We start from the raw sequence: 19613 nt of genomic DNA, 5'->3' as shown, positions 1-19613 counted from the left end.
GATGGTTGACGCTCTCACCCGCAGACGCCACGCTCGCGGAATGAAATATGCTTTCGCCGCCCTCCTCCTCGCCGCCGCCCCGGTTCAGGCCGCCCAGTTCCAGTTCTGTTGGGTTGGTGCCAATGGCTACACGATGGAAGGCCAGATCGGCTTCCCGGACGCTCTGCAGAACACCGGGCTGATCACCGAGGCGGATGTCACCAGCTTCCAGATCATCGGCCTGATCGACGGCGTCGCCATCGGCTCGTGGAACCTCACCGACCTGACGCCCCAAACCTCATGGCGGCTGCGCTTCGATACCGATCGGCTGCAGTTCCCCACAGGGGGGATCGAATCGCAGAATTCCTATCAGGAGTGGAACGCGAACGGTCAGGTGAACAACTGCGGCGCGGTCGATGGCTTTGGCTGGAACGGTGGCAATTACGCGCAGGATGTCTGCATCAACAACGTCTGGATCGAGGAAAGCTCCATCGATCCGGACACGCCGCTTTTCGCGCAGCCGATGGATGTGGCACTAAGCTGCGAGACAACGATCCCGACCAGCTAGGAGCGCCCGATGGAACATCCCGTAGACCTGTCGTCCTGGCCCCGCGCCGGTCAGTTCCACTTCTTCCGAGGCTTTCAGCGCCCTCATTTTGCCGTCACTTCGCGCATCGACGTGACCCACCTGATGACGCGCCTGAAACCGGCCGGCGTCTCTCCCTACCGGGCGAGCCTCTATGGCATCGGCACCGGCATCCACGCGGTGCCGGAGTTGCTCATGCGGTTCCGGGGAGACAGCGTGATCCGCCACGACGCCGTCGACATGTCGATGACCGTCCCGACCGCTCGGGGAAGTTTTTCTTATGCCTACGTGCCCTATGACCCGGACTTCAGCCGCTTCGGCACGACTGCCAAGACGCTGATCGACGCGGCCGCCCGGACCGGTGATCTTGCCGCAAACACCGGCGAGCGCGACGACCTGTGCTACATGTCCTGCATGCCGTGGCTCGATTATTCCTCGATCAACAACGCCATGCCCGGTCCGGACGACTGCATTCCCCGCGTCAGTTGGGGCAAGATCGTGGAGCTTGACGGAAAGTGGTCCATGGCGATGACGTTGGAGGTCCACCACGCGCTGGCCGACGGCGCCCATGTCGGCGCCTTTTTCACCGCCGTGCAGGAGGCGATGGACAGCCTGTAAGCAGCCGCTTCAGTCAAGTTCTACTTGTCTGACCCCGAGCCCCAATCAGCCCCCTGCATTTCGCGCAGGCGGCTTGCGGTGCGTTCGAACTCGAAGACGCCGGTACCGCTGACGTAGAGCTCTTCCGGCTCGGCCTCGGCGCTCGCAATCAGCCGAACACCGGCCTCGTAGAGCGTATCGATCAGCGTCACGAAGCGCTTCGCCTCGTTGGCCTTCGCCGGGCCCATCACCGGGATATCCTCCAGCACCAGCACGTTCGCCTCGTCGACCAGCGCGAGGTAATCCGCCGGTCCAAGGGCCTTGCCGCAGAGCGTATCGAACGGCGCCCGCGCCTGACCCGCCCAGAACCGCGGGATCACCACACGGCGTCCCTTCACTTCCAACGTCAGCGGCTCATCCCGGCCGCCGGTCAGATCACGCCAGATCAGATCGATGGCGCGCTTCGCATTGACATCCGCCGGGGTGAACCAGACCTTCTCACCCGACAGGCGATCCTGCCGGTAATCGGTCCTTGCATCGAGCTGGTCGACCTCCATCTTTTCTTCCAGCAGTTCGATGAACGGCACGAAGAGCTGCCGGTTCAATCCGTCCATGTAGAGGTCCTTCGGCGGTCGGTTCGAGGTCGTGACAACCACGACCCCGGCATCGAAAAGCCGCTCGAACAGCCGCCCGACGATCATCGCGTCGGCGATGTCGGTGATCTGCATCTCATCGAAGCACAAAAGCTTCAGACCGCGCGCGATGTCCTCGGCCACCGGCTTGATCGCATCATCGACACCGGTTTTGCGCGCCTCGTGCAGCGCTGCCTGAACCTCCTGCATGAAGGCGTGAAAATGCACCCGGCGCTTCTGCGATATGCCCGCGTGCTGGTAGAACAGGTCCATCAGCATGGACTTGCCCCGCCCGACGCCACCCCAGAGATAGAGCCCCTGCTTGCCGGTCGGCTCTGCCTTGCGAAACCGGGCGAGGAATCCCTTCGGTCGCGGCGCGTCGAGCATCTCGCGAACCTCCTCCAGCCGTTCCATGACAGCACGTTGAGCAGGATCGGGGCGCAGCAGCCCCTCGGCGACGCGGGTATCGTAGAGCAAGGTAAGTGGTTGCGACATGGGGGCGGTTCTAACGGATCGCCGGGGGGGTTGCCCATGGAAAACAACCGCTTCACCGAAATTGAAGCACCGCGTCACGATGTCTGATTTGACGCCGCCGATCCGCCACGACAAAGTCGCTCGGTATCGCGCGAAGGACCGCCCCCATGGATCGTCAGAACAGCCTCTTCACCCCGGTTCTCATCGGCGGCTGCGCCATCATCCTGATCAGCTTCGCGATCCGCGCCAGCTTCGGCGTCTTCCAGATCCCCATCGCCGATGAATTCGGCTGGCTCCGGGCCGAGTTCAGCATGGCCATCGCGATACAGAACCTCGCCTGGGGCGTCGGACAACCGCTCTTCGGGGCGATTGCCGAGAAGTTCGGCGACCGCAAGGCGATCCTTCTGGGGGTCGGCATGTACGTGGTGGGCCTCGTGGTCTCGGCCTACGCGATCACGCCGGGCCAGCATCAGCTGCTGGAGATCCTCGTAGGCTTCGGCATCGCGGGGACGGGCTTTGGCGTGATCCTCGCCATGGTCGCGCGCGCCTCGACGGACGAAAACCGCTCGATGACCCTGGGCGTTGCGACCGCCATGGGCTCCGCCGGCCAGATCGTCGGCCCGCCCTTGGCCGAGGCGCTTCTGGGGGTCTTCCCATGGCAGAGCGTCTTCCTGATCTTTGCAGGCCTCGTCTTCGCCTCGCTTCTCTTCCTGCCGCTCCTGCGCGCGCCCGAGCGTGCGGCGGCGCCGGGCCTGGACGAAACCATGGCCGCGATCCTCGGCAAGGCGATCCGCGATCCCTCCTTCACGCTGATCTTCATCGGCTTCTTTTCCTGCGGCTATCAACTGGGTTTCATCACCGCGCACTTCCCCGCCTTCATTACCGAATTCTGCGGCCCCATCGTGCCGGGCAGTTTCCTGCATTCCCTTGGCGTCACCACGACCTCAGGCCTCGGCGCCATGGCCATCGCGGTGATCGGCGCGGCGAATATCGGCGGGACGCTCGCGGCCGCTTACCTCGGCAAGACCTACTCCAAGAAACTGCTTCTGGCCGCCATCTACACCGGCCGCACAATCGCCGCGGCCGCCTTCATCATGCTGCCGATGACACCCCTCTCGGTCATCGTCTTCTCGGCGGTCATGGGCTCCCTCTGGCTCGCGACGGTGCCCCTGACCAGCGGTCTCGTGGGCTACATCTACGGCTTGCGCTACATGGGAACGCTCTACGGCATCGTCTTCTTCAGCCACCAACTGGGCAGCTTCATGGGCGTCTGGCTCGGTGGAGAGCTCTTCGACGCCACCGGCAATTACACGGCAGTCTGGTGGGTCGGCGTGGGCGTCGGCGCCCTCAGCGCCATCATCCACCTGCCGATCAAGGAAATCCCCCTCGGCAAGCGCGCGCCCCTCGCCGCCTGAGCCTCCTTCATCTTGGCTTTACAACTCCGGGGGGCCCGGGGGGCAGAGCCCCCCATTTATACGATTTGGGGCAGAGCCCCCCTAATCGATAAATTGGTGCAGAGCCCCTCTAATTAGATAGAATGGGGCAGAGCCCCCTCGGCTACCGGGCCCGCACCGCGTCGAGGATGTAGCGGGCCACCATCAGGTCCAGATGCGCGCCGCCGCCGTTCTTGCAGAGCGTGATCTCCCGCTCGTCGCCGCGGGTCAGGCTCTCCATCTCGTAGAAATCGCCGACGACATCGGACTCGAAGAAGACCCCGGCCTCCAAAGGGATTTTCAACTCGCCGATATGACCCAAGGTCGTAGCGCGGCTGTCCACGAAGACCCGCGCGCGGCGCAGGGTGTCATCATCGACCTCGCGCATGTCGGGCCGGTAGGCGCCAATCAGGTCGAGGTGCGTGCCTTCGCTCAGCCACTTGCCGGCCAGCACCGGATCGGTCGCCATCGTGGCGGTGCCGATGATGTCCGCGGCACCTGCGGCTTCCTCCAGATCGCGGGCGACCTCCATGCCGGGGTAGCGCGCGGCAAAGGTGGCCGCCTTGGCGGGGCTGCGGTTCCAGATCGTGAACTCGGCCTCGGGGAAAGCGGCGGAATAAGCCTCGACAAGTGAGGCCGCGACGTTGCCCGCGCCGACCAGCAGGATGCGTTTCGCATCGGGCCGCGCGAGCTTGCGCGCTGCGAGAAGGCTGTCTCCCGCTGTCTTCCACTTGGTCAGCAGGTGGAAATCCACGATCGCCTCGAGCGTGCCATCCTCGTCCGAGAACAGGCACACGCCGCCGTTGATCGCGGGCTTGCCGACCTCCTTGTTGCCGGGAAAGATCGTGGCCGTCTTCACCAGCTGCCCCAACCCGTCGATCCAGGCGGCCCGGCTCAGCAAGGTGTCATCGCCGCGATAGAGGAAGGTGTCGTCAATCTCGGCGCGGGGCATCTTGTGACCCGCCTCGATCGCATCGCTCAGGGCAATCCAGTCAAGATGCGCCTCGGCTTCCGGTCCGATTATCAAGGTCATGGCCCCGCTTCCTCCTCGTTCAACAATCCTTCACGGACAAGCCTTGCAGCCCATCCGGCGGCGCCGTCAAACAGATGGGTCTGCCATCCCCGCGCTGCCGCAGCTTCGATATTATCGATCCGGTCGTCGGCGAAAAGCAGGCTCTCGGGCGGCAGGCCACAATCCGCTTCCACCTGCGCGTAGATCGCCGGGTCGGGCTTGGTGACGCCCATGTGCCCCGAGATGTAGGCGCGGTCGAACTCGTTCAGGAAAGGATACTCCAAGAGGGCGATCTCGAAGGTCTCGATACCGAAGTTCGACAGCGCAAAGACCGCCACGTCGCGACGGCGCAAGTTGCGCAGCAGCGTGACAGCGTGCGGGATGGCGGGTGAGGCCATAAGCAGCCAATCGTCATGCCAGCGGATGATGTCGTCCCTGAAGTCCGGGTTCTCCGCCGCACAGGCGTGGACCACGCGGTGGAAATTCTCCCCCTGATCCACGCGGTCGTTCATCGCGTGCAGGTCCACGGCGGCGAACATCTCTTTCCGACGGCGCTCGCCCACGACGCGGTCATAATGCCGCTCGGGTTGCCACTCGATCAGCACGTTGCCGATGTCGAAGATGACGGCCTGAACCGGAGCCGCCATCAGGCGCTGTAGAGCGCTTCGGCGTGGAAAGTGATGTGATCTTCCATGAAGCTCGACACGAAGAAGTAGGAATGGTCGTAGCCCGGCTGCATCCGCAGTTGAATCTCCTGCCGACGCAGGGCGGCGGCGTGGGCCAGCGCTTCCGTCTTCAGCAGGTCGCCGAATTGATCGTCGGTGCCGGTGTCGATCAGCATTGGGCCGTCAAAGCCCTTGTCGCGCATCAGCAGCGTCGCATCATGGGGGGCCCATTTGCTCTCGTCCGCGCCGAGGTAGGCGCCCAACTGCTTGCGGCCCCAGTCGCTGTCGGTCGGGTTGCAGATCGGCGCGAAGGCCGAGACCGAGGCGAAGCGGTCAGGATGCTGCATCGCGATGGTCAGCGCGCCGTGGCCGCCCATGGAATGGCCGGTGATCGCCTGCCGGTCACGTTCCAGCGCGAAGGTCTTGAAGACCAGGTCGGGCAGATCCTCGGTGATGTAATCCCACATCTTGAAATGCGGCGCCCAGGGGCTCTCGGTCGCGTTCACGTAGAAGCCCGCGCCCTGTCCGAGGTCATAGGCCTCGTCGTCGGCCACGCCTTCGCCGCGCGGCGAGGTGTCGGGAAAGATCACCGCGATGCCCTGTTCGGCGGCCCACCCCTGTGCGCCCGCCTTGCTCATCGCGTTCTCATGGGTGCAGGTCAGGCCGGAGAGGTACCACAGCACCGGCACCGGACCGTCCGCGGCCTCTCCGGGGAGGAACAGGCCGAAGGTCATGTCGCCACCGGTCGCGTCCGAGCGGTGTTTGTAGACGCCCTGCGTGCCGCCGAAGGCCTTGTTTTCGGAAATGGTTTCCATGGCGTGATGCTCCCCCAAAGGTGTTTCCCTTGGACTAACGCGCCCGCAGGCGCCGGTGCAATGATTACCTGTTGGCCGGCCGGCTCAGACGCGGTCAGGCGCCGGAGATCGGGGCCAGCCAGGCGATGACGGCCGAGACCGTGATGATCGACAGGGCGGTCGAGATCAGGATCGCCGCCGAGACCCGCTGCGGCGCGACCCCATAGTGCTGCGCGAGGATATAGACGTTGCCAGCCACCGGGAGCGACGCCGCCGCGATCATCACCGCCGCATCGTAATCCGGTACGTCGAACAAAAGCAGCGCGGCCACCGCGACGGCGGCCGGGTGCAGCACCAGTTTGCAGAAGGTGAGCCAACCCGCGACGGACATGCGCTCGGCGGATTTGCCTGCGAGCGAGGCGCCGATGGCGAACAACGCGCCGGGCGTCGCGGCGGCACCGAGGATCGCGGTGAACTCGTCCATCGGCACCGGCAGGGTCCAGCCGGTCGCTGACCATGCAAGACCCAGAACGATGGAGACGATCATCGGGTTCTTCAGCAACCCCAATCCCACGGTGCGCAGCACGCCGATGGACATGCGCCCGTCGCGGCTGCCGGTCACGATGATCACGATCAGGCTGGAGAAGACGATGAGGTCGACCGACAGCACAAGGATCACCGGCCCTGCGGCGGCTTCGCCCAACAGGACGACGAGCATCGGGATGCCGAGGAAACCCACGTTGCCGATGATGGCGCATTGGGCCTCGAAGGCGGCCTCGGTCACCGGGCGCTTGCGGAACATGGCGACGGCGGTGGCGATGACGTAGACGACGATGCAGGCCGTCAGATAGGCGCCCACAAACTGCCAGTCGAAGATCTCGGCCAGCGACAGGTTGGCGGCGAAGCGGAACAGCATCGCCGAGAGCGCGAAGTAGAAGACGAATTTCGTCAGGTAGGCGGCTGCTTCGGAGGTGAAGAACCCCGTTCGGCAGGCTTGAAAGCCCAAGGCGATCAAGGCGAAAAATGGCAGCGTCTTCAGGAAGATCTCAAGCATGGACAAGGGCTATGCCAAGCGGTTGGGACTGTCCAGCCACGCCGGTCCACGGCGCGCGCCCGCGAATGTGCAGCTTGCCGGAACTGAACGAAACAGTTTACAATCGGAGAAGGGAGACACATCGAACCAATGCACAAATCATGAATGCGGAACTGCAGCCCAAGAAGGGTCGCAAGTACGATCAGGTGATCGAAGGCGCCCGCGCCGTTTTCATGCGTGAAGGCTTCGAGGGCGCCTCTGTGGACGAGATCGCCCGCGACGCCGGGGTCTCCAAGGCGACGCTCTACAGTTACTTTCCCGACAAGCAGCGCCTGTTTCTGGAGGTTCTCAAACAGGGCTGCACCGCGCAATCCGAGGTCGAGGTGCTGTTCGAGCAGCCGGGCCTGAGCGTCGAGGAAAAGCTCGTGGTGATCTGCAAGACGCTGCTGACCTTCTTCGTCAGCGATTTCGGGCAGAACATGTTCCGCGTTTGCGTGGCCGAGGCCAAGCGCTTCCCCGAGTTGGGAGAGACCTTCTATGACAGCGGCCCCAAGCATTGGGGCGAGAAGATCGCCGGGTTCCTGCGCAGCGAACAGGCGTTGGCCGTGCTCGATATCGACGATCCCCTGCTGGCTGCCGACCAGCTGGCGCAGCTCTGCCGGACAGACCTGATGCTCAAGGTCATGTTCGGGATCGAGAGCGACCCCTCCGAAGAGGAGCTCGACCGGATCGTGAACGAGGCCGTGCGGACCTTCCTCGCGCGCTACAAGCGGGTCTGAGCGCGGGGCGCCTCCGGTTCAATCGAGCCGGCGCACCAGCAATTGGTTGCCCTGGCCGCGCGTCACTTCCAGCATCTTCAGGCTCTCCACCAGATCGCTCAGCTTGCGCGCGCCATAAGTGCGGGTGTCGAAATCGGGGTTGGCGGCGGTCATGTATTGGCCGAGCTGCCCGAGGGAATACCAGTCGTCGTCCTGCTCGATCGCCTCCATCGCGCGGAAAATAAGGTCACGGGCTTCGTTGATCGGGCGCGCCTTCGGCTTGGTCTCCGCCTTCGTCTCGGTGGTGGTACCCTTGGGCTGATCCGGCAAGATGTTCTCGATGAAGATGAACCGCTTGCAGGCCTTGCGGAAGGCCTCGGGCGTCTTGCGCTGGCCGATGCCGTAAACGTCGAGGCCCTGTTCCCGGATGCGGCTGGCGAGGCGGGTGAAGTCGCTGTCCGAGGAGACCAGCACGAAGCCGTCGAAGCGCCCCGAATGCAGGATATCCATCGCATCGATCACCAGCGCGATGTCGCTGGCGTTCTTGCCGACCGTGTTGGCGGGCTGGTGATGCGGGACGATGCCGTATTCCGACTGAACGCCGGACCAACCCTTCATATGGGTGGAGCTGAAATCCCCGTAGATGCGCCGAACCGAGGCCTCGCCGAAGCGCGCGATCTCTTCGAAAATTGCCTGAGCGTGTTTGTGGGACGTGTTGTCTGCGTCGATCAGGACGGCAAGCAGCGGAGTATCATTGGCCATGGCGGGTCTCCTTTTGGACTTGTGTGGCACATAGGGAGACGGAGGGGAATGTCTACTCGGGTTTCAGTTGTCCGGGGATGGCGGAGGCGCGCAGGGAATCTCTCCCAGGATGCGCGCGGCCATGGTTTCCGCCTCGGTCTTGGTAAATCCGCCATGGATCTGGATGTTGCCCCCGGCAATCGGCACTTGCACCGTCGGCGCGGTGATGACCTCTCCGCATACCGATATTTCGATCGTCTCGCCGATATGCTCGCCGGTTTCCACTTCGATCCACGCGGCGAGGTCGGGGCCGAAGGCGAGGTTGATGATCACCGCGCCGGTATGGGGCGAGGTGCCCGGGCTGATCGACAACACCTCATCCGGGCGCACCGCGTAGCTGTCTGACGGGCTGGACAGGGTCAGCCCAAGGGGCGCGGGCGCGGCAGCGCCGTGATGGGCGGTGAAGCTGTCACAATCGGCAAGCCCCGCAAGCACATCCGCCGCCAGCCGGGCGGTTTCCCGATCGCCAAGCGGAATATCCATCCGGCCCGCGCCCATCTGGTCGCCCGGTTGGAACGGGGGAAAGGGATGGCCGCAGATGGAGACGCTGATCCCCGCCGCAGGCGCGGCATGGGCATAGTCACGCACCACCGGCAGGAACCCCGCGTGGGCAAACAGGACCAATCGGTCGTCCTCTGCATTGACGATGGTGAACGCAGAGCGCGCGGCGAGCACCATGTCACCCGGTATCCCGAGTTCCAGCGGCGTCTCGGTCTGTGCAGGGGCGAGCGACGGCAGCCCTGCGACGAGGGCTGCAAAGGCGGCGGAGACAAGGCGCATCGGGCCAACTCCCGGTTGGATACGCCGTCCCAAGTCGGGGCGACGTATCGATGTCAGGAAAGTGGGCGCTTACTTGGTGCCGCCGGGGACAGGCACGGGCTGCGGTGTCGCGCCGCCGGGGACACCGTTTCCGGCCACCACCTCGTCCCAGATATCGCCGAGGCGATCGGCAATCGTCTCGCGGGCGTCGCTGTCGTCGTCGACGTTGTAGACTACGAGGAAGGGTGACACGAGGCCCGCTTCATCGGCGCAGATGAACAGGCCGTCCACCACTTCGCCGCGCAGGTCATAGCCGCCGATGGTCCAGTTCGACCGTCCGGTGAAACCGTCACCGCCAAACCGCGCGCGGTAGGTGGAGAAGGTCGTCTCCGCATAACTCATGCAGGTGTCGCGATCCGAGATCGAGGAGAAATCCGTTACCGTCCAGCCCTCTGCCTGAGCGGCGCCAGCGGCCAGAAGCGTAGCGGCAGCGGCTGCCAATATGCGTTTGAGTTTCATGGGAGGGTCCTTTCCAAGGTCTTCTTGAGTAATCTCTGTTGAGGGACGGCAAATGGGAGGAGACCGGCGCGGATGATCCGACCGCGAGGATGCGTAAAGGCTGCGTCGCCGCCTTTGGGATCGGCACAGGTGCGCATGTATTCTTCGTTCTCCCGGTCTTGCTATGGATCAAGATTGTTCCAATCTAACTTACAAAGCAACGGAGGATACCATGACCCGCATTCCCCTTGTCCTGACCTTGATCGCCCTCCCTGCAATGGCCATGGCGCAGACGACGGACGACCCCGATCTGACGGATGCCTGCGGCGCGTCGGGCTTTGCCGGGCTTGTCGGACAGAGCGGTGAGATCGCCGATATGCTGGAGCTGGAGCAAACCACGCGGGTGATCAGGCCCGGTACGATCGTGACGCGGGACTACCGGCTGGACCGGATCAACTTCGATATCGACGACGACGGCACGATCACGCGCGTCTATTGCGGCTAGAAAAACCTACGGGATACCCACAGTGAGCGCGACGGCGGGCTCTGGTAGGAAAGGGCATTGATCCACGCTCTTTCCCCTTCGGAGTATTTCCAGATGTCCCTTCTCACCAAGGCAATTTTCGCCGCCATCGCCCTGTCCACTTCCATGTCTGCCGCCTCTGCGCAGTATGTCGTCACTCAGCCCCTCCCCGGATACGAGAACTCCGTGTGGCCCGAGCTTGGCGGCAGCATGCAGCGCCCTCCGGCCATCGGGGGCTGGCCCGGCATTCCGGCACCGGTCCAACCCGCCCCCGCGCCCGTTCAGTTCAGCGCTAGAGCTGCGCCTGCCACATGCTGATTTTCGTGCCCGAATGATCCACCGGTCCGAAGGCCGTCAGCTCCAACCCCGTGGCCTTGGCCAACCCGCCGTCGCTGGTGATGATCCCGATCTGCCAGCCCCGGAAGGCCTCGGCAAGCGTCGCCCCCATCGCTCCATAAAGGCCGAAGAGCAGCTTGCGCTCGCCGATCCGCCCGCCATAGGGCGGGTTCACGATCACGATCCCCGGCGCCACACCGTCGGGCGGCGTCAGATCACTGATCGCCTGCCGCTCGAACCGCACCAGTTCCGCAACCCCGGCCCGCTCGGCATTCTTCACGGCCCCCCGGATCGCCCCGTCATTACGGTCAAAGCCGAAAAACATCGGACGCAGGGGCGCGTCTTCCCCCGCTTCCCCGTTCTTCAAATATCCCCGCCGGAGGCTCCTGTCCCCGCCCAGCGCGCTGCCGCCGGCCATCTGTTCGAAAGCAAACCCCCGCGACCGCCCCGGCATCAGGCCCAGCGCCATCTCGGCGGCTTCGATCACGAAGGTGCCCGAGCCGCACATCGGGTCGACCACCGCCTGGCTCCCGTCGAACCCCTTCTCGGCGAGGAAACCCGCCGCCATGGTCTCGCGCATCGGTGCCTTGCCGACGAATTCCTTGTGCCCGCGCCGATGCAGCGCCTCGCCGGTGGTATCGACCGATATCGTGCAGAGATCGTCGTCGATCCGCGCCTTCACGGTGATCGCGGCCTCTTTCGCCACCGGGATCCCCGCCGCCTCCAGCCCGCCCGCGATCCGCTGCACCGCTGCCTTGTTGACGTAGATTTTGGACCGGCGGCACACGGCCTCGACCCGTACCGGGACGCCCGCCTGCAACACCTCGGTCCAGGCCACCTTCTTGGCGCGCTTGTCCAACTGCGCCAGATGCATCACTCGGAATTCCGCCACCCGCAGCAGCACCCGCACCGCGCAGCGCAGCACGACATTGGCCCGCGCCGCCTCCGCCAGATCGCCGGAACAGACCACCCCGCCCGGCACCTGTTTGACGCCCGCGAACCCCAAAGCCGCAGCTTCCGCCGCAAGCGGCCCCTCAAGCCCCGGCACCGCGACCAGGAAGATTTCTTCATTCACCATGCCGCAGCTCTATCCCGTATCCCGCGCCAATACGAGGGCCGCGATCCCTGCCCTCCCCACCTTCACCTTGGCCCTACAACTCTCCCACCTCCGCCGCCCGCACCGCACGAATTTGGACTTTCGCCCCGGCCCCGCTACCTTCGACAGAGCCCTCGCTCCAAAGGAATACCCCCATGTCCGATACTGGCTTCGCCGATCTCCGCGCGCTTTTCATCAACACGTCGCTCAAACGCGAACCGACCGAGAGCCACACCAAGCTGCTCCTCAACGCCTCTGCCGACATCATGGCGGGCCAAGGCGTCACCACCGAGCACCTGCACATGCTCAGCCATCAGGTCCCCCCCGGCGTCTACCCCGACATGACCGAACACGGCTGGGACCGCGACGACTGGCCCGCGATCTGGCAGAAGGTGCAGGCCGCCGACATCCTCGTCATCGGCTCCCCGCTCTGGCTGGGCGAGGAATCCTCCGTTTGCCGGGTCCTGATCGAACGCCTCTACGGCATGTCCGGAGAGCTGAACGACAAGGGCCAGTCCGTCTTCTACAACAAGGTCGCGGGCAGCGTGATCACCGGCAACGAGGACGGCATCAAGCACGCCGCCATGACCATCGGCTACGCGATGAACCACCTCGGCTACACCACCCCGCCCCAGGCCGATTGCGGCTGGATCGGCGAGGCCGGCCCCGGCCCCTCCTACGGCGACGAGAAGGACGACGGCACCCGCGTGGGCTTCGACAACGAATTCACCCAGCGCAACACCACCATCATGACGTGGAACCTCATGCACCTCGCGCGGATCCTCAAATCCGCCGGCGGCTACCCGAACCAGGGCAACGACCGCAACGCCTGGGACGCGGGCGCGCGCTTCGGCTTCGAGAACCCTGAATACCGCAGCTAATCCAAACCTTGCGCCCCGCGCCCTCCCTTGCTCTAACCGCCTGAGCACAGGGAGGGCCCACCATGGTCGACATCGCCACCCGAGTCTGGAACCACAAGTGGAAGATCGACCCGATCGTCCGGTCCCTGATCGATACGGATTTCTACAAGCTGCTGATGTGCCAGTCGGTGTTTCGCAACAAGCCCGACACCCGCGTCACCTTCAGCCTGATCAACCGCACCACCCGCATCCCGCTCGCAAAGCTCATCGACGAGGGCGAGCTGCGCGAACAGCTCGATCACATCCGCACCCTGCGCCTGAAGCGCGGCGAAAGCACGTGGATGCGCGGCAATACCTTCTACGGCAAACGCGCCATGTTCTCCCCCGATTTCATGGAGTGGTTCGAGAACCTGCAACTGCCGCCCTACCACCTCGAACGGGTCGGCGACCAATACGAGCTCACCTTCGAAGGCGCCTGGCCCGAGGTCATGCTCTGGGAAATCCCCGCCCTCTCCGTCCTGATGGAGCTGCGCGGCCGCGCCGTGCTCGACCAGATGGGCCGGTTCGAGATCCAGGTCCTCTACGCCCGCGCCATGACCAAGCTCTGGGAAAAGATCGAGCGTCTGCAAGGCAATCCCTCGCTCCGCATCGCCGATTTCGGCACCCGGCGGCGGCACTCCTTCCTCTGGCAGGACTGGGCCGTTCAGGCCATGCGCGAGGGCCTGGGCGAGAGCTTCGCCGGCACCTCCAACTGCCTCATCGCCAAGAACCGCGACCTCGAGGCGATCGGCACCAACGCCCATGAACTGCCCATGGTCTACGCCGCCCTCGCCGAGGATGACACCGCGCTGGCCAATGCCCCCTACGACGTGCTCTCGGACTGGCACGACGAGCATTCCGGCAACCTGCGCATCATCCTGCCCGACACCTACGGCACGCAAGGCTTCCTCGACAACGCTCCCGACTGGCTGGCTGGTTGGACCGGCATCCGCATCGACAGCGGCGACCCCGCGACGGGCGCCGAAAACGCCATCGCTTGGTGGAAATCCCGCGGCGAGGACCCCCGCGAGAAGCTCATCATCTTCTCCGACGGCCTCGACGTCGACAAGATCGAGACCCTGCACAAACAATTCGCCGGCCGCGTCCGCGTGTCCTTCGGCTGGGGCACGCTGCTCACCAACGATTTCCGAGGCCTCGTGGAAGACGACGCCCTGGCCCCCTTCTCACTGGTCTGCAAGGCGGTGAGCGCCAACGGACGCCCCACCGTCAAGCTGAGCGACAACCCGAAAAAGGCGATGGGTCCGGCGGATGAGATCGCGCGGTATAAGAGGGTGTTTGGAGTGGGGGATCAGGAAGCGGTGGAGGTTGTGGTTTAGCCTACCACGAATCACTATATCTTGTGAGTCAAATTTGTCGCATCGAGTCAAGTAGCGCTTGCAATGACGCGTTCTGTGCACTACATATAGGCCATCAACGGCTTCCTCCAGAGCGATTTCGCTCGTAAGCGGGGAAGCCTTTTTGTATGATTTCATAATGTTGAGCTCTTACAATCGCCCTCCGGTATCCATTTCGGAACAAGTTAGGCATCTGAAGTCCAAGGGACTTGAGATTTCTGACACGTCCGCTGCAGAAAAACAGTTGGACGAAAAAGGGTACTACCGCCTGAAGGCGTACCTCCTTCCGTTCAGAGAGAATGGAGGTTTTATTAAAGGCACGTCGCTGGACCAAGCTGTTCAGCTCTACGAATTTGATGAAAAACTCCGCCTGCTAGTTTTTAAGCACATCCAGCGTATCGAAATTGCTGTCCGGACTCGTTTTAATGAAGCGATCTGCTCGAAAACAGAGAACTCCTTCTGGTACCTCGACTCCAGCCTCTTTGGTCGAAACACAGCTTCCTATGCAAACACGGTAAATAAGCTTCGAAGTGCGTTTCTTGAGTCTCAAGAAACATTCGCAAGACACTTCCGTGATCGATACTACAACGATTACTGTAGCTTTTACAGCCTTATGCCTCCGAGCTGGATGGCGATAGAGCTAATGACCTTCGGCAATATGTTGACGCTGCTCAATAGCGTTTCCGAGGATACTATTTCTAAATTTAAGCTTGACCGTTGGACGAGAAGAGAAATTGGGCCAGACAAATTTAAGAAGCTAACTAACTGGATCCATTGCATCCGAGATGTTCGAAACCACTGCGCTCATCACAATCGCTTGTTTAATAGGAACTTTCCGGCACCTGACGGCGTCAAAGCGTATCTAGACTCAGATATTCACTTAGTCGAAATAGATGGCGGTGTAGCGGGACAAAATCAATTCAATCGTCTCTATACTACCTTGGCTGTAATGCAAGTTATCTCTAAACGAATTGGCTTGCCTCCAATAGGTCCAAGTCTAAAAGGTTTATTTGATGAACACGAAGAAGCTACTAACCACCTGCGCTCAATGGGATTTCCAGACGACTGGAAATCTGAGAAGCTTTTCTTCTAAATTACCGCTACCCAGCTAAGGGACCGTAATTAAACCCGCCAAAAGTGGTTACCATAGCTTTTCGTCGACACTGCCCCCAGCTCATCATTCCTTAATAATCAGCGGTATTTGAGCCTCCAGCGGAAGTGAACCTAACCACCTTTCTCCGAGATATCCTTCGCCAAACACGCGTAGTATCGATTAAAATGAATAAATTCAATAATTTTACTACCCCAAGCAAGCTCGCACACTCCCTCACTCCTCAACCCCACCCCTCAACGCCTTCACCTCTCCGCGCCGCTTCTTCGCCTCCACCCGCTTCCGCTTCTGGTTCTGGCTCACCCGTGTCTTGACCCGCTTTTTCGGCGCCACCGTGGCGCGGCGGATCAGCTCGGCCAGCCGCTCGCGGGCGACATCTCGGTTCCGGGCCTGGCTGCGCTCTTCCGAGACCTGCAGCACCAGCGCCCCCTCCTTGGTCCAGCGCCGCCCCGCCAGCCGTCTCAGCCGCGTCTTCACCGGCCCCGGCAGGTTCGGAGACCGCTCCGCCTCGAACCGCAGCTCGACCGCCGTGTTCACCTTGTTCACGTTCTGCCCGCCCGGCCCGCCCGCGCGCACGAAACTCTCGGTGATCTCCCAATCCTCGATCGAAATGTCGTCGGTTATGCGCAGCATCGGCCTCGCCTTCGGTATGCACGGGCTGTGTACGCCCGGTGTACAGGGTGTGACCCCTGTTTTCAGCACTAAAAAGGGCTGCCCAAGGTGAGCAGCCCTTTCGAGAAATCAGGAGGTGGGCGCGGTCAGAACCAGCGGCTCACCTGGGTTGGGCGTGAGCCCTAGGATTGCCTAGCGGCGCGCCCCCCAAGTTGTCCCGACACCATTCTCCAATACCTCTCTAGACACTGGATCACCTCCTTCCGATTTGTTTCAACTGACCTCAGGTTGCCACACATCTGGTAGAAGTCAAAAGAAATCACGCAGCATGTGCGATAATTTTTCGGGTGATGAGGCGGAAGGGAATCAGGGCCACCAGGGCGAGCGCCAGCTTGACGCCCCAATCGGCCACCGCGAGGGACACCCACAAAGGCGCCACCGGACCCGCGCCCAGAAGCGGCAAGGCCTCGTTCGCCCAAGCCACATCGCCCGGCAGAACCCCCGTGAGAGCCCCCGAAAACGCGATGAAAAAGAACAGCGCCGTATCCACGCTGGACCCGATCACGCTGGAGAAAACAGGCGCCTTCCACCACCCCCCATCCCGCAGCCGATCAAAGATCGCAACATCCAGCAACTGTGCGGAAAGAAACGCAATTCCGGAGCCAAGCGCGATGCGGAACGTCACCAGCGGGCCGAACTCGCCCATGATCTGGGTCCCGATCAGCGAGCAGATGACGCCCACGATGAAGCCCGAGAAGACGACCTTCCGCGCCATGGCAGCGCCGTAGACGCGGTTCATCACGTCGGTCACGAGAAAGGCGAGGGGATAGGTGAAAGCGCCCCAGGTCAGCCACTGGCCGAAGAGGAACTGCACGAGGATATTCGAGGCCACCACGATGGCCGCCATGGCGAGAACGCCGGGCAAAAGCTTTGTCATAGATTTCATTCCGTTTTGACAAGGTAGTCGGAGACTTGGCCCCTTGTGGGCAGGCGCGCTGGCTACGCGCTCAACGCGTCTGCGTCAACCCAACACCCGTGCCACAGCACGGGCCACGCCCGGAATGGTATCCTTGGTCAGACCGGCCACGTTGAGCCGTCCGTCGCCCACGACATAAATGCCGTGATCCTCTCGCAACGTCTCCACCTGCGCGGGCGTCGCACCGATCAACGAGAACATGCCCCGCTGCCCCGCGAGAAAGCCAAACCGGTCCGAGCCGGTCTCGGCCCGCAGCGCCTCGGCGAAAGCGGCGCGGTTGGTGTTCATCGTCTCGCGCATCAGGCTCAGCTCATCCTCCCACATCCCGCGCAACTCGCGATCGTCGAGGATCACCTGAACCACGCGAGCGCCATGATCCGGCGGAAACGCGTAGGACTGCCGATTGAGATGCGCCATCAAGCCCGCAGCCGCCGCGCGCGGACCGGGACCCGAGGTGATCGCCATGCACAGGCCGACACGCTCGCGGTAGAGGCCGAAATTCTTGGAACAACTGGCCGCGATCAAGACTTCAGACAGACGCTCGGCCAAATGACGGGTGCCGAAAGCGTCGGCCTCCAGCCCGTCGGCAAAGCCGAGATACGCGATGTCGATGAAAGGAATCGCGCCGGTTTGCTCCAGCACATCACCCACGGCGCGCCAATCGTCGGGCTGAAGATCGGCCCCGGTGGGATTGTGGCAGCAGCCGTGAAGCAGGACGATATCGCCGGCACGCGCCTGCGCCAGATCGGCAAGCATGCCCTCGCGATCCAGCGTGCCATCCGCGGCGTCATAATAGCGGTAGGCGCGAGACTTCTGACCCAGATGATCGATGATCGCATGGTGATTGACCCAGGTGGGCGTCGGAACCCAGATGGTCGCGTCCGGCGTGATGCGTTGCACCATCTCGAGCGCTTGGCGCACCGCGCCGGTCCCGCCGGGCGTGGCACAGGTCGCAACGCGCTCGGCCGGAACGGCATCGCCCAGGATCAACCGGCGCAGCGCATCGGCGAAGGCCGGATCGCCCGCGAGGCCGACGTAAGACTTAGTGCGTTGGCGCGCGGCGATGATCGTCTCGGCGCGGCGCACAGCCTCCATTACCGGAGTCTGCCCCTGCGGATCACGGTAGACGCCAACGCCGAGGTCAACTTTTCCGGGCCGGGGATCGGCCGCAAACATGGCCATCAGGCGCAGGATCTTGTCGGCCTCCGGGGCCTTCAGGTCCTCGAACATCATTCGACCCGGTCGTATGTGAGAACGCGCGTCCGCTCTTCGCGGCGAACCGGGTGGAATCCCATCTTCTGATACAGCCGCAGCGCCGCCGGATGATCCAGAGAGCAGGTATTCACCGTCATCTTCTCGGTGCCTTCCCGCGCCCATCCGGTCGCGATGGCCGTCTGCAGGAGCGCGGGGCCGATCCCGCTGCCGACGGCCTGTGGCACCAAGCCAAAATAGGCGAGGTCGCATGCGCCGGGCGCGCGCCAGTCCAGCACGAAGAACCCATGCGGAAAGCCGTTCCGGATCGCCGTCCAGATCACCACGTCGGGGCTGCGCACGAAGGCCTGCAAAGCCTCGGGGTCCTCTTCTGCCTGCTCGAAGCGGTCTTGCCATTCGTACTCACGCCCCACCGCGTCATAGAGCGACAGAAAGTACCAGACCGGCGGATCGATCGCCCGCTCAAGGCGCACATCGCCGGGCAGCTGCGCCGGCTTGAACGAGGGCCGCTCGGGCATCTCGAGATAGGTAATGGTGAAAGGAACCTGCGTACCCGCCGGGATCACGGTGCTCATCCGGTTTCGACGCTCAACTGCTCGAACTGGCCCCATTCGGCCCAGGACCCGTCGTAGAGCGAGACATTCTCGTGACCCAGACGCGCGAGCCCCAACATCAGGATCGCCGCTGTGACGCCGGAGCCACAGGTCGTGATGATCCGCTTGTCGAGGTCGACACCCCCGGCCTCGAAAGCCGCGCGCAGGGCGTCGCCTTCCTTCATCGTGCCGTCTGCATTGAACAGAGTGGCGTAATGGACGTTCTTGGAATTCGGGATATGGCCGGCGCGCAGGCCGGGGCGCGCTTCAGGCTCCTCTCCGCGGAACCGTGCCGGCGCGCGCGCGTCGACGATCTGCCAGTCACCAAGCTTGCTGGCCGAGGCCACCTGCGTGACATCCTTCACCAGATGCGCCTGACGCTGCACCGTCATGTGACGGTCGCGCACGATCGGCGGCATGTCTTCCACTTCGCGGCCCTCGGCCACCCACTTGGGCAGTCCGCCGTCCAGCACCGCGATGTCGGTCTTGCCCATCAGGCGGAAGTTCCACCAGACCCGCGCCGCCGAGAACAGGCCCAGGCCGTCATAGACCACCACCTGGTGCCCGTCGCCGATCCCCATGGCGCGCATCCGCGACATGAATTTCTCGACCGGGGCGACCATGTGCGGAATGACCGAGCGACCGTCGGCGATCTCTTCGATATCGAAGAACCGGGCGCCGGGGATGTGGCCCGCCTCGTATTCGGCGCGCGCATCGCGGCCCATGTCGGGAAGATAATAGGATGCATCGATGATCCGCAGATCGGGGTCATTCATATGCGCCGCCAGCCACTCGGTCGACACCAGGGTCTTTGGATCGTCACCCGTCTTCACCGCGGCCATTTTCGCTCTCCTATCCGTCATCCCTGCGAGTCCTACG

At 63.2% G+C, this 19613-nt stretch carries 22 protein-coding genes; 8 read left to right on the top strand and 14 right to left on the bottom strand.

Annotation, left to right across the window (positions count from 1 at the left end; all coding sequences use genetic code 11):
• Positions 1 to 40 precede the first annotated feature (40 nt).
• Together KYE46_RS01290 and KYE46_RS01285 are read left to right on the top strand one after the other, a co-directional pair.
• Positions 41 to 547, top strand: coding sequence for a hypothetical protein (locus KYE46_RS01290; protein WP_219002922.1), 507 nt, complete (start codon positions 41 to 43; stop codon positions 545 to 547).
• A 9-nt stretch (positions 548 to 556) separates the two neighbouring features.
• Entirely contained in the window at positions 557 to 1183 is a 627-nt protein-coding gene (locus KYE46_RS01285; protein ID WP_219002920.1) for a chloramphenicol acetyltransferase, read from the top strand.
• Positions 1184 to 1203: 20 nt separating this feature from the next.
• Here the strand turns inward: KYE46_RS01285 and zapE are convergent, their stop codons facing one another.
• Entirely contained in the window at positions 1204 to 2289 is a 1086-nt protein-coding gene (gene zapE / locus KYE46_RS01280; RefSeq protein ID WP_219002918.1) for a cell division protein ZapE, read from the bottom strand.
• Between the two features lie 146 nt (positions 2290 to 2435).
• On the opposite strand from zapE, the gene KYE46_RS01275 reads away from it, so the two are divergent.
• On the top strand, positions 2436 to 3683 hold the full coding sequence (locus tag KYE46_RS01275) for an MFS transporter (RefSeq protein ID WP_219002915.1): 1248 nt from the start codon (positions 2436 to 2438) through the stop codon (positions 3681 to 3683).
• A 142-nt stretch (positions 3684 to 3825) separates the two neighbouring features.
• On the opposite strand, the gene KYE46_RS01270 is transcribed toward KYE46_RS01275, so the two are convergent.
• The 4 genes from KYE46_RS01270 to KYE46_RS01255 all read right to left on the bottom strand — a co-directional run bounded on the left by KYE46_RS01270 (position 3826) and on the right by KYE46_RS01255 (position 7226).
• Entirely contained in the window at positions 3826 to 4734 is a 909-nt protein-coding gene (locus KYE46_RS01270) for an ornithine cyclodeaminase family protein (RefSeq protein WP_219002913.1), read from the bottom strand.
• Positions 4731 to 5360: an HAD family hydrolase gene (locus KYE46_RS01265; RefSeq protein ID WP_219002911.1), complete on the bottom strand. Its 630-nt coding sequence runs from the start codon at positions 5358 to 5360 to the stop codon at positions 4731 to 4733. Before KYE46_RS01265 ends, KYE46_RS01270 begins: the two co-directional genes overlap by 4 nt.
• Complete coding sequence (gene fghA / locus KYE46_RS01260) at positions 5360 to 6193, bottom strand: S-formylglutathione hydrolase (protein ID WP_219002909.1); 834 nt, start codon at positions 6191 to 6193, stop codon at positions 5360 to 5362. The genes KYE46_RS01265 and fghA overlap by 1 nt, the downstream gene beginning before the upstream one ends.
• A 94-nt stretch (positions 6194 to 6287) precedes the next feature.
• On the bottom strand, positions 6288 to 7226 hold the full coding sequence (locus tag KYE46_RS01255) for an AEC family transporter (protein ID WP_219002907.1): 939 nt from the start codon (positions 7224 to 7226) through the stop codon (positions 6288 to 6290).
• Positions 7227 to 7366: 140 nt separating this feature from the next.
• Between KYE46_RS01255 and KYE46_RS01250 the strand changes: the two genes are divergently transcribed.
• Complete coding sequence (locus KYE46_RS01250; protein WP_219002905.1) at positions 7367 to 7984, top strand: TetR/AcrR family transcriptional regulator; 618 nt, start codon at positions 7367 to 7369, stop codon at positions 7982 to 7984.
• 18 nt (positions 7985 to 8002) lie between these two features.
• On the opposite strand, the gene KYE46_RS01245 is transcribed toward KYE46_RS01250, so the two are convergent.
• The 3 genes from KYE46_RS01245 to KYE46_RS01235 form a co-directional block, all read right to left on the bottom strand.
• The gene (locus KYE46_RS01245; protein WP_219002903.1) at positions 8003 to 8725 is read right to left on the bottom strand and encodes an NYN domain-containing protein; all 723 of its coding nucleotides are present in this window, start codon (positions 8723 to 8725) and stop codon (positions 8003 to 8005) included.
• A 63-nt stretch (positions 8726 to 8788) separates the two neighbouring features.
• The gene (locus KYE46_RS01240; RefSeq protein ID WP_219002901.1) at positions 8789 to 9544 is read right to left on the bottom strand and encodes a SecDF P1 head subdomain-containing protein; all 756 of its coding nucleotides are present in this window, start codon (positions 9542 to 9544) and stop codon (positions 8789 to 8791) included.
• A gap of 69 nt (positions 9545 to 9613) precedes the next feature.
• Complete coding sequence (locus KYE46_RS01235) at positions 9614 to 10042, bottom strand: hypothetical protein (protein WP_219002899.1); 429 nt, start codon at positions 10040 to 10042, stop codon at positions 9614 to 9616.
• Positions 10043 to 10253: 211 nt separating this feature from the next.
• Between KYE46_RS01235 and KYE46_RS01230 the strand changes: the two genes are divergently transcribed.
• On the top strand, positions 10254 to 10526 hold the full coding sequence (locus KYE46_RS01230; RefSeq protein WP_219002898.1) for an I78 family peptidase inhibitor: 273 nt from the start codon (positions 10254 to 10256) through the stop codon (positions 10524 to 10526).
• Between the two features lie 310 nt (positions 10527 to 10836).
• Here the strand turns inward: KYE46_RS01230 and KYE46_RS01225 are convergent, their stop codons facing one another.
• On the bottom strand, positions 10837 to 11958 hold the full coding sequence (locus KYE46_RS01225) for a THUMP domain-containing class I SAM-dependent RNA methyltransferase (protein ID WP_219002897.1): 1122 nt from the start codon (positions 11956 to 11958) through the stop codon (positions 10837 to 10839).
• A gap of 173 nt (positions 11959 to 12131) precedes the next feature.
• Between KYE46_RS01225 and KYE46_RS01220 the strand changes: the two genes are divergently transcribed.
• From KYE46_RS01220 to KYE46_RS01210, 3 genes are all read left to right on the top strand, one after another.
• The gene (locus tag KYE46_RS01220; protein ID WP_219002896.1) at positions 12132 to 12857 is read left to right on the top strand and encodes a flavodoxin family protein; all 726 of its coding nucleotides are present in this window, start codon (positions 12132 to 12134) and stop codon (positions 12855 to 12857) included.
• Positions 12858 to 12919: 62 nt separating this feature from the next.
• The gene (gene pncB, locus KYE46_RS01215; RefSeq protein ID WP_219002895.1) at positions 12920 to 14212 is read left to right on the top strand and encodes a nicotinate phosphoribosyltransferase; all 1293 of its coding nucleotides are present in this window, start codon (positions 12920 to 12922) and stop codon (positions 14210 to 14212) included.
• Positions 14213 to 14369: 157 nt separating this feature from the next.
• Entirely contained in the window at positions 14370 to 15323 is a 954-nt protein-coding gene (locus KYE46_RS01210; RefSeq protein WP_219002894.1) for an Abi family protein, read from the top strand.
• A gap of 234 nt (positions 15324 to 15557) precedes the next feature.
• Here KYE46_RS01210 and arfB read toward each other — a convergent pair whose 3' ends face one another.
• The 5 genes from arfB to sseA form a co-directional block, all read right to left on the bottom strand.
• A complete protein-coding gene (gene arfB, locus KYE46_RS01205; RefSeq protein WP_219002893.1) occupies positions 15558 to 15974 on the bottom strand; it encodes an alternative ribosome rescue aminoacyl-tRNA hydrolase ArfB in 417 nt (138 codons plus the stop codon).
• Between the two features lie 298 nt (positions 15975 to 16272).
• Complete coding sequence (locus tag KYE46_RS01200; RefSeq protein ID WP_219002892.1) at positions 16273 to 16890, bottom strand: queuosine precursor transporter; 618 nt, start codon at positions 16888 to 16890, stop codon at positions 16273 to 16275.
• 84 nt (positions 16891 to 16974) lie between these two features.
• Positions 16975 to 18159: an amino acid aminotransferase gene (locus tag KYE46_RS01195; RefSeq protein ID WP_219002890.1), complete on the bottom strand. Its 1185-nt coding sequence runs from the start codon at positions 18157 to 18159 to the stop codon at positions 16975 to 16977.
• Entirely contained in the window at positions 18159 to 18716 is a 558-nt protein-coding gene (locus KYE46_RS01190) for a GNAT family N-acetyltransferase (RefSeq protein WP_219002888.1), read from the bottom strand. Before KYE46_RS01190 ends, KYE46_RS01195 begins: the two co-directional genes overlap by 1 nt.
• Positions 18713 to 19576, bottom strand: coding sequence for a 3-mercaptopyruvate sulfurtransferase (gene sseA / locus KYE46_RS01185; RefSeq protein WP_219002886.1), 864 nt, complete (start codon positions 19574 to 19576; stop codon positions 18713 to 18715). Before sseA ends, KYE46_RS01190 begins: the two co-directional genes overlap by 4 nt.
• Between the last annotated feature and the right edge of the window lie 37 nt (positions 19577 to 19613).

Origin of the sequence: Gymnodinialimonas ceratoperidinii, assembly GCF_019297855.1 — a bacterium.
GTDB classification, from domain to species: domain Bacteria; phylum Pseudomonadota; class Alphaproteobacteria; order Rhodobacterales; family Rhodobacteraceae; genus Gymnodinialimonas; species Gymnodinialimonas ceratoperidinii.
This window is presented reverse-complemented; position numbering and strand designations above follow the sequence as displayed.